This window comes from Streptomyces sp. NPDC001617 (assembly GCF_053596855.1).
In genome coordinates, this window is record NZ_JBSFHA010000083.1 from 1 (window position 1) to 13,676 (window position 13,676).

11 protein-coding genes are annotated in these 13,676 nt (G+C 71.3%); 8 read left to right on the top strand and 3 right to left on the bottom strand.

Annotated elements, in window-relative coordinates; translation table 11 throughout:
* Window positions 1–107: 107 nt before the first annotated feature.
* Both ACWC09_RS41235 and ACWC09_RS41240 read right to left on the bottom strand, forming a co-directional pair.
* Window positions 108–269, bottom strand: a complete 162-nt coding sequence (locus ACWC09_RS41235; protein ID WP_450856177.1) for a hypothetical protein — start codon at window positions 267–269, stop codon at window positions 108–110.
* 208 nt (window positions 270–477) lie between these two features.
* Complete coding sequence (locus tag ACWC09_RS41240; RefSeq protein WP_450856178.1) at window positions 478–3,435, bottom strand: BTAD domain-containing putative transcriptional regulator; 2,958 nt, start codon at window positions 3,433–3,435, stop codon at window positions 478–480.
* Window positions 3,436–3,656: 221 nt separating this feature from the next.
* On the opposite strand from ACWC09_RS41240, the gene ACWC09_RS41245 reads away from it, so the two are divergent.
* The 7 genes from ACWC09_RS41245 (at window position 3,657) to ACWC09_RS41275 (ending at window position 12,200) form a co-directional block, all read left to right on the top strand.
* A complete protein-coding gene (locus ACWC09_RS41245) occupies window positions 3,657–4,883 on the top strand; it encodes an amidohydrolase family protein (protein WP_450856179.1) in 1,227 nt (408 codons plus the stop codon).
* On the top strand, window positions 4,880–5,809 hold the full coding sequence (locus ACWC09_RS41250) for an LLM class F420-dependent oxidoreductase (protein ID WP_450856180.1): 930 nt from the start codon (window positions 4,880–4,882) through the stop codon (window positions 5,807–5,809). The genes ACWC09_RS41245 and ACWC09_RS41250 overlap by 4 nt, the downstream gene beginning before the upstream one ends.
* Before the next feature lie 10 nt (window positions 5,810–5,819).
* Window positions 5,820–6,590 (top strand): SDR family NAD(P)-dependent oxidoreductase, encoded by a 771-nt coding sequence (locus tag ACWC09_RS41255; protein ID WP_450856181.1) that lies wholly within the window; start codon window positions 5,820–5,822, stop codon window positions 6,588–6,590.
* Window positions 6,591–6,708: 118 nt separating this feature from the next.
* Window positions 6,709–7,827 (top strand): LLM class flavin-dependent oxidoreductase, encoded by a 1,119-nt coding sequence (locus ACWC09_RS41260; protein WP_450856182.1) that lies wholly within the window; start codon window positions 6,709–6,711, stop codon window positions 7,825–7,827.
* A gap of 14 nt (window positions 7,828–7,841) precedes the next feature.
* Entirely contained in the window at window positions 7,842–9,572 is a 1,731-nt protein-coding gene (locus ACWC09_RS41265) for an N-acyl-D-amino-acid deacylase family protein (RefSeq protein ID WP_450856183.1), read from the top strand.
* Between the two features lie 5 nt (window positions 9,573–9,577).
* Complete coding sequence (locus tag ACWC09_RS41270; RefSeq protein ID WP_450856216.1) at window positions 9,578–11,038, top strand: aldehyde dehydrogenase family protein; 1,461 nt, start codon at window positions 9,578–9,580, stop codon at window positions 11,036–11,038.
* Between the two features lie 109 nt (window positions 11,039–11,147).
* Window positions 11,148–12,200 (top strand): aldo/keto reductase, encoded by a 1,053-nt coding sequence (locus tag ACWC09_RS41275; protein WP_450856184.1) that lies wholly within the window; start codon window positions 11,148–11,150, stop codon window positions 12,198–12,200.
* A gap of 30 nt (window positions 12,201–12,230) precedes the next feature.
* Here the strand turns inward: ACWC09_RS41275 and ACWC09_RS41280 are convergent, their stop codons facing one another.
* Window positions 12,231–12,653 carry a nitroreductase/quinone reductase family protein gene (locus tag ACWC09_RS41280; RefSeq protein ID WP_450856185.1) on the bottom strand — a complete coding sequence of 141 codons (423 nt, stop codon included), beginning with the start codon at window positions 12,651–12,653 and terminating at the stop codon, window positions 12,231–12,233.
* Window positions 12,654–12,734: 81 nt separating this feature from the next.
* On the opposite strand from ACWC09_RS41280, the gene ACWC09_RS41285 reads away from it, so the two are divergent.
* Window positions 12,735–13,568 carry an endonuclease/exonuclease/phosphatase family protein gene (locus ACWC09_RS41285; protein WP_450856186.1) on the top strand — a complete coding sequence of 278 codons (834 nt, stop codon included), beginning with the start codon at window positions 12,735–12,737 and terminating at the stop codon, window positions 13,566–13,568.
* The last annotated feature ends 108 nt before the right edge of the window (window positions 13,569–13,676 follow it).

Sequence of the window (13,676 nt, forward strand, 5' to 3'; positions counted from 1 at the left end):
CAGCGGTCCCGACCCGGGGCGGGGCGGGCGGGGCCGTGCAGTGCGGGACGTAGGGGGTAGGCGGCTCCCCTCCGAGCCGCCGCGGCCGATCCCCGTGTCGGAGTGCGTCAGGCGGGGTTGTCGGTGACGTGGACGTTGTCCGTGGTGACGGTGCCGGTGTCCGTCGCCGTCGCCGTCAGCGGCTCGTCCGTGACGTGGACGTTGTCCGTGGTGGCCTCGGCCGGCTCGTCGGTGACATGGACGTTGTCCGTGGTGTTCTCGTTGCTCATCTGGTGCTCTCCCCTGGCAGTGTCGTGCTGTGGATGGACGAGATCCGTCCGGCAGCTCCCCCGAGGGCTGCCGGACGGATCGTGAGGCCGGTTCACCTCAAGGTCCCGGCCCTGTGCCGTTCCGTCTGCCCCCCGACGCGACGGCCCGGCACAGATGAGCATGACGGGCGGCGATAAACGAACGATGAACGCGCGTCCCGTCGCTCCGTCAGGCGACCGCTGTCGGCGTCAGCAGGCTCCTGACCTCGTGTGCCTCCGGCGCGCCGAGGTCCTCGAAGATCTCCAGAGCCTCGCGCCAGCACACCTGCGCCCGGTCGAGCTGGCCGATCCCGTTGAGGGCGCGTCCCAGGACGGTGAGGACGTTGCCGCGCCGCCACTCCCCGCCGATGCCCCGCAACAGGGTCAACGCCGCCTCCGCGTTCGACGCCGCCTGTGCGGGACGCCGGGCCGTGAGGTCGAGTTCGGCGAGACGGAAGATCGTCATGCCCTCCCAGAGGTGCTGCCGGCTGTCCCGGAAGACACCGAGTGCCTGTTGGAGGCATTCCGTGGCCTGGGCCAGCTGCCCGCTGCGCGTGAGGGCGAGGCCCAGCGCGTACCGGCCGTTGGCCCCCTTCAGGTCGTGCCCCATGTCGTCGTACATGGCCGTGCCCTGCCGGGCCAACGTCACCGCGCTCTCCGCCCGGCCGGTGGCCAGATGCGCGCGCGACAGGTTGCACAGGGCACTCGCCTCGCCCGGGCGGTCCCCGAGCGTGCGGAAGTGCTCGATGGCGCGGGTGAAGTGGGCCTCGGCGTCGTCGTACCGGTTCTGGTACATCGCGATCGCCCCGCCGACGTTGGCGGCCCAACAGCCGGTCAGCGGATCGTCGGCGGCCTCGGCCGACTCGGTGGCCTGGTCGGCCTCCTGGACAGCCGCGTCGAACTTGGTGCCGGAGATGTGGTGGACGAAAGCCAGCGCCATGAGCGCCCGGCCCTCGGTGCGAGGATCCACGGCCTCCCGGGCCGCCTCCCTCAGCAGCACCGCGACCGCCTCGTACTCCTTGGAGTTGGTCCCCGACTCCGCCAGGTCGACGGCGGCCCACAGGACGTCGACGGCGCGCCGCAGCGAGCCGCCCCGCGCGGACTGCCGTACGCAGGCCAGGAGCGGGACCGCCTCCGCGTACAGCCAGTCCTGCGCCGCGTGCCGGTCGGAGAAGGTCAGCCCCGGATACTCGGGGCGCACCAGGTGCTCCACCAGCCGGTCGCCGGGCCGTTCGATCAGATAGACCCCGGCAGCCGTGGCCAGATAGAAGTCCAGCAACCGCGACAGCGCCGCCTCCTGCTCGCTCGGCGGCCGCTCGTCCCGTTCCGCGCATGCGCGCGCGTAGAGCCGTACGAGGTCGTGGTAGCGGTAGCGACCCGGCGCCGCCGACTCCAGCAACGACGTGTCGACCAGGCACTCCAGCAGGTCCTCCGTCTCCTCCACCGGGAGGTCGAGCACCGCCGCTGCCGCCGGGAGGGAGATGTCCGGCCCGTCCGCCAGGCCCAGGAGGCGGAACGCCCGTGCCTGGGCGGGCTCCAGCTGGCCGTAGCCCAGCTCGAAGGTCGCCTTCACCGCCAGGTCACCGGCCTGGAGTTCGTCCAGCCGCCGCCGCTCGTCCGCCAGCTTCGCCGCCAGGACGGAGACCGTCCAGGTGCGGCGGGCCGCGAGGCGGGACGCGGCGATCCGTATCGCCAACGGCAGGAAGCCGCACGCCCCCACGACATCCAGGGCCGCCTCGCGCTCGCTGGCCACCCTCTCCTCGCCCACGATCTTCGTGAACAGGGACAACGCCTCGTCCGGGGACATCACGTCCAGGTCCACCAGGTGCGCCCCGGCCAGGTCCACCATCCGCACCCGCGACGTCACCAGCGCCGCGCAGCCCTCCGTCCCCGGCAGCAGCGGACGTATCTGGGCCGCGTCCCGGGCGTTGTCCAGCAGGACCAGGACCCGGCGGCCGTCCAGGACGGACCGGTACAGCGCCGACCGCTCCTCCAGGGAGTCGGGGATCGCCGAGTCGGCCGTGCCGAGCGCACGCAGGAAGGACCCCAGCACCGTCTCCGGCTCCGCCGCCCGTGACCCCGCTCCCTGCAGGTCGACGTACAACTGCCCGTCCGGGAAGGCCGATCGCGCCTGGTGCGCCACATGCACCGCCAGTGTCGTCTTCCCGACACCTCCGATGCCCGCCAGTGCCGACACGGCCATCACGCGGCCCTCGGCGGAGGAGAGGACCTCGCCGAGTTCGCGTACGAAGGCGGTGCGGCCGGTGAAGTCCGGGACCGTGGCCGGGAGTTGGGCGGGGCGGACCTGTACGACAGCGGGCTCCGCCACCGGTGCCGACGGTTCCGCGAGGCCGGGGTCCGCCTGGAGGATGCGCTGGTGCAGCTCGCGCAGGCCCTGGCGCGGGTCGACGCCCAGTTCGTCGGCGAGGAGACGGCGTGTGTCGGCGTACACGGCCAGGGCCTCCGCCTGCCGGCCGCTGCGGTACAGCGCCAGCATGAGCAGTTCGCGCGGGCGCTCGCGCAGAGGGTGGGCGGCGGTCAGCGCCGTCAGTTCGGACACCGCCTCCGCATGGCACCCCTGCTCCAGGTCCATGTCGAGCCGCGACTCCAACAACTGGAGCCGCCACTCCTCCAGACGGACCCGCTGTGCCTCCGCGTACGGGCCCGGTACGCCCGCCAGCGTCTCGCCGTCCCACAGGGCCAGCGCCCGCCCCAGCACCTCACGGGCATGGCAGAGATCCCCGGCGTTCTTCGCCTTCTCCGCCTCCGCGGCCAGGTCGTGCGCGACCGCCAGGTCGAAGGCGCCCTCGCCGAGACCGCGGATCGCGTAGCCGCCGGACTCGCTCACCAGGACCCCGGGATCCAGGACCTTGCGCAGCCGGGAGGCGTACGTCCGTACCGCCGCCAGCGCCTGCGAGGGCGGGTCCTCGCCCCACAGGGCGTCGATCAGCTCGCCCGCGGTGGCCGTCCGGCCCTCGCGCAGCAGCAGGGCGGCCAGCAGGGCGCGTTGCTGCGGGGAGCCGGTGCTCAGCGACTCGTCCCCGCGCCGGGCACGCACCGGACCGAGCACGCCGAAGCGCAGCGCCGCCGGCTCCGAGGCGGAGGCCACACGCCTCTGCTCCGGCACCCGCGGTACACGGTCGACCATCGCCGTCCCCCTAGACACATTGAGCAACCCCGCCAGTTTGCCCTGTCCCTCGTGGTTGCGTCAGCTGTGGAGGGGACGGTCACAGCCAGACTCGCGGTATATCACAAGGCTCTCACCTCGTCTTCGCACACTTCCGCACAGGGAGTGAGACATCGGCGAGCGGAAAACAGCCCGCCACCACGTAGCTGACGGGTCGTCAGATCGGCGCTACCGTGAGCGCCATGGACACCGACCTGACGTTCCCTCAGATCATCTCCGTCGACGACCACACCGTGGAGCCCGCCCGCGTCTGGCAGGACCGGCTCCCGAAGAAGTACGCGGACGTCGGCCCCCGCATCGTCCGCGCCCCGCTGAAGGAGATCAGCTTCCTCGGCGGCCGCTTCCGCCCGGTCATGGGCGCACCGGGAGATGACGGCCCGCTGGGTGACTGGTGGTTGTACGAGGGCCTCCAGCGCCCCCTCACCCGGCTCGACACCGCCGTCGGCTACTCCCGCGACGAGATCAAGCTGGAGGTCATCACGTACGAGCAGATGCGGCCCGGCTCCTACGACGTCCCGCAGCGCCTCGCCGACATGGACGTCAACCACGTCCAGTCCGCCGTCTGCTTCCCCACCTTCCCCCGCTTCTGCGGCCAGACCTTCACCGAGGCCAAGGACCACGAGCTGGGGCTGCTGTGCGTCCAGGCGTACAACGACTGGATGGTGGAGGAGTGGTGCGGCCCGGACGCCCAGGGACGCCTGATACCCCTCACCCTCATCCCCCTCTGGGACGCCGAGCTGGCCGCCGCCGAGGTCCGGCGCAATGCCGCCCGGGGCGTCCGGGCCGTCGCCTTCTCCGAGATACCCCCGCACCTCGGCCTGCCCTCCGTCCACTCCGACGACTGGGACCCCTTCCTCGCCGCCTGCGACGAGACCGGCACGGTCATCGCCATGCACATCGGCTCCAGCAGCCGTATGCCGTCGACGTCGAAGGACGCACCGCCCGCCGTGGGGTCGACGATCACCTTCGCCAACTGCTGCTTCTCGATGGTCGACTGGCTGATGAGCGGCAAGTTCGAGCGCTTCCCGAACCTCAGGGTCATGTACGCGGAAGGCCAGATCGGCTGGATTCCGTACATCCTCGAGCGCGCCGACGTCGTGTGGGAGGAGAACCGGGGCTGGGGCGGCGTCGCCGACAAGGTGCACCGGCCGCCGTCCGAGCTGTTCGCCGAGCACGTCTACGGCTGCTTCTTCGACGACGCCTTCGGGCTGAGGAACCTCGACTCGATCGGCCTCGCCAACGTCCTGTACGAGACGGACTACCCCCACTCCGACTCGACGTGGCCGAAGTCGAGGGAGGTCGGCGAGGCGCAGATGGGGCATCTGGAGCCGGAGGTCGTGGAGCGGATCGTCCGGGGCAACGCCATCGACCTGCTGGGCCTGACCCCCGAAGGGCTCTGGCGGCCATGAGTGCCACCCCTCTGTCGTACGGCATGCAGCTGCCCGTCCAGTCCCAGAGCACCCTCTACGCCGAGCCCTGGGAGGCCGGCGCGGGCCCGGACGACCTCGCCGAGATCGCCCGCGTCGCCGACCGGGCCGGTTTCGACTACCTCGCGAGCTGCGACCACGTCGCCATCCCGCGCCGCCTCGCCTCCGCGATGAGCACGGTCTGGTACGACCCCGTCGCCACCCTCGCCTTCCTGGCGGGGGTGACCGAGCGGGTGCGGCTGCTCAGCCATGTCGCGGTCGTGGGGCTGCGGCACCCGCTCCTGACCGCCAAGCAGTACGCCACCCTCGATCACCTGAGTGGCGGCCGGCTGGTCCTCGGGGTCGGGGCCGGGCATGTCCAGGAGGAGTTCGAGGCGCTCGGCGTGGACTTCGAACAGCGCGGGGCCGTGCTCGACGAGGCGATCGACGCGCTGCGGGCGGCGCTCGGGCCGGAGGAGTTCCCCGAACACCACGGCAAGCGCTACGACTTCGAGGGGCTGGGTCAGCGCCCCAGGCCGGCCCAGCAGCACGTCCCGCTCTGGGTCGGCGGCTCCTCGCCCGCCGCCGTACGCCGGGCCGCGCTGAAGGGGGACGGCTGGCTGCCGCAGGGAGACCCGCGCGACCGCCTGCCCGACCAGATCGCCGAGCTCAAGCGGTTGCGCGCGGAAGCCGGCCTCTCGGATCCGCTGACCATCGGCGCCATCACCGAGCCCCTCTACCTGTCCACCCCCACCTGGGAGGTGGGCCGCCGCACCCTCACCGGCGCCCCGGAGCGGATCGCCGAGTCCCTCCGCGCCTATCGCGCGATGGGCGTGCACCAGATCCAGGTGCGGTTCCGCTGCCGCAGCCGCGCCGAACTCACCGACCAGATGGCCGCGTTCGGGGCGGACATAGCCCCTCACCTCTAAGGAGTACGGCATGGGCAAGCTGGACGGACGTGTCGTCATCGTCACCGGTGCGGCACGCGGGCAGGGGGAGCAGGAGGCCCGCCTGTTCAGAGCGGAGGGGGCCGAGGTCGTCGTGGCGGACGTCCTCGACGAGCAGGGAGAGGCCCTCGCGAAGGAGATCGGCGGGCGGTACGTCCACCTCGACGTCGGCGAGGAGGAGCAGTGGCGGTCGGCCGTGGCCACGGTCAAGAACGCCCACGGCCGCATCGACGGCCTCGTCAACAACGCCGGCATCCTGCGCTTCAACTCCCTGGTCGACACGCCCCTCGACGAGTTCATGCAGGTCGTACGGGTCAACCAGGTCGGCTGCTTCCTGGGCATCAGGAGCGTCGCCCCCGCGATGGAGGACGGCGGCACCATCGTCAACACGGCGTCCTACACGGCCGTGACGGGCATGGCGGCCGTCGGCACGTACGCCGCCACCAAGCACGCCATCCTCGGCCTGACCCGCGTCGCCGCCCTGGAGCTCGCGCACCGGGGCATCCGCGTCAACGCCATGTGCCCCGGCGCCATCGACACCGCGATGTCCAACCCGGCGCAGCTGGACCCGGAGGCCGACGCGGAGGAGACCGGCCGGGCGCTGGACGAGCTGTACCGCAAGCTCGTGCCGCTCGGGCGGATCGGGCAGCCGGCCGAGGTGGCCCGGCTCGCGCTGTTCCTGACGTGCGAGGACTCGTCGTACATCACCGGGCAGCCGTTCGTGATCGACGGAGGGTGGCTGGCGGGGGTCAGCATTGTCTGAACCCCGGAATCTGACTAGCCATCAGCTATTGACCCTCCATGCGGGTGGTGCGACAGTCTGCCCATCGAAACTGACGGTGTGTCAGAAAAACATCCAGTACCGGGGACGGTGAACCGCCTTGGAATTCGGGCTCTTTGTACAGGGATACGTGGGCAAGCGCGCCGAGACCGATCCGCTCGCCGAGCACAAGGCGCTGATGGAGGAGACCGAGTACGTCATCCAGGCGGACAAGTCGGGCTTCAAGTACGCCTGGGCGTCCGAGCACCACTTCCTGGAGGAGTACTCGCACCTCTCCGCCAACGACGTCTTCCTGGGCTATCTGGCGCACGCCACCGAGCGCATCCACCTCGGCTCCGGGATCTTCAACCCCCTCGCCCAGGTCAACCACCCGGTGAAGGTCGCCGAGAAGGTCGCCATGCTCGACCATCTCACCGGCAACCGCTTCGAGTTCGGGTCCGGCCGCGGCGCCGGCTCGCACGAGATCCTCGGCTTCCTTCCCGGCATCACCGACATGAACTACACCAAGGAGATCTGGGAAGAGACCATCGCCGAGTTCCCGAAGATGTGGATGCAGGACGAGTACGTCGGCTTCCAGGGCAAGCACTGGCAGCTGCCGCCGCGGAAGGTCCTGCCGAAGCCGTACGGGAAGTCCCATCCGGCGATGTGGTACGCGGCCGGGTCGCCGCCGTCGTACGCGATGGCCGCGAGGAAGGGGCTGGGCGTGCTCGGCTTCAGCATCCAGAAGGTCTCCGACATGGAGTGGGTGCTGGAGCAGTACAAGACGGCGGTCGTGAACGCGGAGCCGGTCGGGGAGTTCGTCAACGACAACGTGATGGTGACGACGACGGCCATCTGCGCGCCGACGCACGACGAGGCGATACGGATCGCGACCAACGGCGGGCTGCACTATCTGCCGTCGCTCGTCTTCCGGTACCACGACACGTTCCCGCGGCCGGAAGGGTTCCCGGTGTGGCCGGAGACGCTGCCGGAGTACACCCCCGAGTTCGTCGAACTGCTCATCGAGGAAGAGCTGTTGATCTGCGGTGACCCCGACGAGGTGCTCACCCAGTGCAAGCGGTGGGAGCAGGCGGGGGCGGACCAGTTGAGCTTCGGGTTGCCGGTGGGGGTGCCGAAGGAGGAGACCCTGCAGACGATCCGTCTCATCGGGGAGCACGTGATTCCGAAGATCGACACGGATCCGGTGCATCGGACGACCCGGTTCCGGCAGTCTGTATAAGGAGGTTCGGTCAGATGCTCGACCACCTCATCAAGGGCGCGACCGTCGTCGACGGGACGGGCGCGCCCGCCCGCACCGCCGACGTCGGCATCCGGGACGGTCGTATCGCCGTCATCGGCAGCGTCACCGAACAGGCCCGGACGTCCGAGGACGCCACGGGGCTCGTCCTCGCGCCCGGGTTCGTCGATCCGCACACCCACTACGACGCCCAGCTGTTCTGGGACCCGTACGCGACCCCCTCCCTCAACCACGGCGTGACGACGGTCGCGGCCGGGAACTGCGGGTTCACGCTCGCGCCGCTCCACCCCTCCCGTCCCGAGGACGCCGACTACACGCGCCGGATGATGTCCAAGGTCGAGGGCATGTCGCTGGTGGCACTGGAGGAGGGGGCGCCCTGGAGCTGGAACTCCTTCGGGGAGTACCTGGATGCCCTTGAGGGCCGCATCGCCGTCAACGCGGGCTTCATGGTGGGGCATTGCGCCCTGCGCCGGTACGTGATGGGGCCCGACGCGGTGGGCGGACAGCCGACCGACGAGCAACTCGCCGCGATCGTACGGCTGTTGCATGAGGCGATGGACGCCGGCGCCTGGGGCTTCTCCACCACCCAGTCGCGTACGCACTCCGACGGCGACGGACAGCCGGTCGCCTCCCGGCACGCGAAACCGGCCGAACTGCTGGCCCTCTCCCGGGCCGTCGGCGAGCACGAGGGCACGCAGATCGAGGCGATCGTCGCGGGCTGTCTCGACCAGTTCAGCGACGCCGAGATCGAGCTGTTCGCGGAGATGAGCGCGGCGGCCGGACGGCCCCTGAACTGGAACGTGCTGACCGTCGACGCGTCCGTCCCGGAGCGGGTGCCCCGGCAGTTGTTCGCGAGTGAGCAGGCGCGGAAGGCGGGCGGGCGGGTGGTGGCCCTCACCATGCCGATCCTGACGCCGATGAACATGTCGCTCGGTACCTTCTGCGCGCTGAACCTCATCCCCGGGTGGGGACCGATCCTCGGCCTCCCCGTACCCGAGCGGATCGCCGAGCTGCGGGACGCGGACGTACGGGCGGAGATGCTGAGGCGTGCCGAGTCCAAGGAGGCCGGTGTCTTCCGGCGGCTCGCGAACTTCGGGCGGTACGTCATCGGGGACACGTACAGCGAGGCGAACCGTGGGCTGAGCGGGCGGGTGGTGCGGGACATCGCGGCGGAGCGGGGGCAGGACCCCTTCCACTGTCTGGTCGAGATCTGCGCCGCCGACGACCTCCGTACGGTCCTGTGGCCGATGCCCACCGACAACGACCCCGCCTCCTGGGCGCTGCGGGCCGAGACCTGGCAGCACGAGGACGTGATGCTCGGCGGGTCGGACGCCGGGGCGCATCTGGACCGGATGTGCGGGGCGCCGTACACCACCCGCTTCCTCGGCGACTGTCTGCGGCGCCGGAAGCTGGTCGGCCTGGAGCAGGCGGTGAAGATGCTGACCGACGATCCGGCGCAGCTGTTCGGCCTGCGGGAGCGGGGCCGTGTGCGGGAGGGCTTCCATGCGGATCTGGTGCTCTTCGACCCGGAGCGGATCGACGCGGGTACGGCCACCCTGGTGCACGACCTGCCGGGTGACAGTCCGCGGCTGGACGCCAAGGCGATCGGGGTGCGGGCCGTCTGGGTCAACGGGGTCGAGGCGATCCGGGACGACGTGGTGAGCGGGGCGGTGCCCGGGAAGGTGCTGCGCTCCGGGCGGGACACGCGGACGGTGAGCACCAGGTGACGGGGCTGACCGAAGTCGCCGACGGTCAGCGGCTGTTCATCGGCGGGCGGTGGGTCGAGCCGGACGGCGGGCACTACGCCGTCACCGACCCGGCGACCGAGAAGACCGTCGGGTGGGCTCCGGAGGCCTCGCGGGATCAGGTGCACGCGGCCTGTGCCGCGGCCCGCGAGGCCTTCGGGCCGTGGTCGAGGACCTCGCCGGAGGAGCGGGCGGCCGTGCTGGGCCGGGCGGCGGAGATCATCGCCGGTCACTTCGCGCCGTACGCGGAGCTGGCGCAGGCGGAGACGGGCGCCACCACCGGGACGGCGCGGGCGATGCAGGTCGGGGTGGGTGCGGCCCGCTTCCGGCGGTACGCGCGCGTGGAGCCCGCCGAGTGGGCGATACCGCCCCAGATCAACGAGGCCGGGCCGATGGGCAAGGCGGGGGTCATGGGCGCGCTGGCCGTGCGCCAGCCCGTCGGGGTCGTCACCTGCATCACCTCGTACAACAACCCGTGGGCCAATCCGGCGGGCAAGGTCGCGCCCGCCCTGGCGATGGGCAACACGGTGGTCGTGAAGCCGGCCCCGCAGGATCCGTTGTCCGTCTACCGGATGGCGGAGGCCCTGGAGGCGGCGGGTGCGCCGCCGGGGGTCGTGAACGTCGTCTCCGGGCAGTCGGTGGAGGTCGGGGAGACCGCGGTCGACTCTCCCGACGTCGACATGGTGAGCTTCACCGGGTCGACGGCGGTCGGCCGGCGGATCGGCGAGGTGTGCGGGCGGTCCCTGAAGCGGCAGTTGATGGAGCTGGGCGGGAAGGGCGCGGCGGTCGTCTTCGACGACGCGGATGTCGGTTCGGCCGTGGCGGGGATCGGGACGACCTTCTCCTTCTACAGCGGGCAGATCTGTACGGCGCCCACCCGGGTGCTGGCGCAGCGGGGCGTGTACGAGCGGTTGGTCGAGCAACTGGCCGCGTATGCCGGGCGGTTGAAGGTGGGCGACCCGCGGGAGCCGGGCACGGTCGTCGGGCCGGTGATCTCGGCGGCGCACCGGGAGCGGGTGGAGTCGTACGTCGAACTGGGCCGCAAGGAAGGCGCGGTGGTGGTCGCGGGCGGTGAACGGCCGCCGTACGACCACGGTTTCTATGTCGCCCCCACGCTCCTCGCGGACTGCCGTCACGACATGCGGGTGGCCCGGGAGGAGATCTTCGGCCCGGTGGTCGTGGTCGTCCCCTTCGAGGAGGAGGAAGAGGGGATCGCCCTCGCCAACGACAGCGACTACGGGCTCATCGACTACGTCTGGTCGGGGGACGTGGCCCGTGCCTTCCGGGTGGCGCGGCGACTGAGGGCCGGCGGGGTGGGGATCAACACCGTCGGACGGAACATGGAGGCGCCGTTCGGCGGGTTCAAGAAGAGCGGGGTGGGGCGGGACGTCGGTGTGTACGCCCTCCATGCGTACAGCGAGGTGCAGGCGATCGTGTGGCCGGGGTGACGCTCGGGCCTGCTGAACAGGCGTAGCCGCTCGGGCCCTTGCCGTCGAGTGCACTCCAAGTCCTAGGCTGACGCTCCCGACCCACCCCCGCCCGCGACGGAGTACCGGCATGCGCTACCGCGTCCTCGGCAAGACCGGCATCGAGGTCAGCACCCACTGCCTCGGCACGATGATGTTCGGTGCCGTCGGCAACCCCGACCACGAGGACGGCGCGCGGATCATCCATGCCGCGCTCGACGCCGGCATCAACTTCGTGGACACCGCCGACATGTACTCGGCCGGTGAGTGCGAGGAGATCGTCGGCAAGGCGTTGAAGGGGCGGCGGGACGACGTCGTGCTCGCCACGAAGGTGCACTTCCCGATGGGCGAGGGCCGCAACCGCAGCGGAAACTCGCGGCGTTGGATCGTCAGGGCCGTCGAGGACAGTCTGCGGCGCCTGGACACCGACTGGATCGACCTCTACCAGGTGCACCGCCCCGACCACACCACGGACATCGAGGAGACGCTGTCCGTCCTCAGCGACCTGGTGCGGGCGGGCAGGATCCGGGCGTTCGGCTGCTCCACGTTCCCCGCCGAGGAACTCGTCGAGGCCCACCATGTGGCGGAGCGGCGCGGACTGATGCGGATGCGCACGGAGCAGCCGCCGTACTCGATCCTCGCGCGCGGCATCGAACGGGCCGTGCTGCCCACCGCGCAGCGCCTGGGCATGGGCGTGCTGACCTGGTCACCGCTGGCCTCGGGGTTCCTGTCCGGCGCCTACCGCGCGGGCCGGCCGGTCGACCTCACCACCGGCCGCGCCAAGCTCACCCCGCACCGCTTCGACCCCGACGCTCCGGGCAACCCCGCGAAGTTCGCGGCGGTGGAGCAACTGGTCGGTCTGGCGGCGGAGTTGGGCTGCACGCTGCCGGAACTGGCCGTCGCCTTCCCCCTGGTCCACCCGGCCGTCACCTCGGTGATCATCGGCCCGCGCACCATGGACCAGCTCACCTCGCTGCTCGCGGGAGCCGACCTGCTGCTCGACGACGCGACACTCGACCGCATCGACGAGATCGTGGCACCCGGCACCGACCTCTACCGGGCCGACGGCGTCTGGCAGCCGCCGTCCCTGACCGAGCCGGCCCTGCGCAGGCGCCCGGCCGGGGAGCGGGCGGCGGCGGACTGAGCGGTCCTACGGCGGCGGGCTGAACCGGCCCTAGGGCTGGGGCGACGACCCGCCACCGTCCAGATCCACCCGCACCGTGAGCAAGCCCGCCCCGATCGTCCGCACCGCCACACTGTTCAGCGAGCGCAGCTTCCGCAGCCGGGCGACCGGGTCGTCGTCCGGCAGGAGATGCGCCGTGCCGGTGTGCCAGCGCCCTCGCAGCCGGACCCGCACCCGTGGGTCGGCCTGGATGTTGCGCACGTACTGCGAACGCTCCCCGAACTCCGACACCAGCCAGAACGAGTCCCCGACCCGACGCCCGCCGACCGGGGTACGGCGGGGCAGGCCGGAGGTGCGGCCCGTGGTCTCCAGCACGGTCTGGAGGGGAAGGCGGCGCATGAGTGGGTTGAGCCGACGCTGGAACGCCGTGGCGAGGCGGTACTTGGTCTCCGAGTGGCGGGGGCGGGACGGCATGGTCTCCGGGACTCCTGTCCTGCTGCGGTGACGGTGGTCTTCAATATCTCTCACGGTGCCCCGAGGAGAGACGGTGGGTCCATGCGTGTGGTGACCTGGAATCTGTGGTGGCGGTTCGGGCCGTGGCGGGAGCGGCAGAAGGCGATCCTGGCCGTGTTGCGCGAGTTGCGGCCCGATGTGGTGGGCCTGCAGGAGGTGTGGGCCGCCGACGGCGAGAACCTCGCCGAGTGGCTCGCAGGTGAGCTGGGCCTGCACTGGACCTGGGCCGCCTCGCCCGCATCCGAGCGCTGGCAGCGGCGGATCGGCGAGCCGGGCGTCGAGGTCGGCAACGCGGTACTGAGCCGCTGGCCAGTCGTGCGGCGAGAGGTGCTGCGACTGCCGACGCCGGCCGACCTCGACGACGGACGGCTCGCCCTCTACGCCCGCCTCGACACCCCGGGCCACCAAGTCCCCTTCTTCACCGTCCACTTGACGTCCCCGCTCGACGCCTCCGCCGTACGCCGCCAACAGGTCACCGCCCTCGCCGAGTTCGTCGCCGCCCATCGCTCGGGCACCGACTTCCCGCCCGTCGTCACCGGCGACTTCAACGCCGCACCCGACTCGGACGAGATCCGCCTGCTCAGCGGCACCAGAACGGCACCGGTCGTCCCCGGCCAGGTCCTGTTCGACGCCTGGGAGTACGCCGACCCGACGACCCCGTCCGCCACCTGGGACCCCGCGAACCCGTACGTGCATCCGGGCCTGGGCCCCCGCACCCGAGTCGACTACATCTTCGTCGGCGGCCCGGCCGGCCCCGACGGGATCGGGACGGTACGGGCGGTACGGCGGGCGGGGGACGGGCCGGTGGAGGGGGTATGGCCCACGGATCATGCGGCAGTGGTGGCGGATCTGGCCGGTTCAGCGTACGGAGGATGACTTCAGCAGGTCGATCAGGGCGGTGAAGGCGGCGGGGGTGGTGGATACGTGGACGCAGGCGTCGCCTTCCTGACAGTAGGACGAACCGCGTGGCGGAGACCCGGCGTC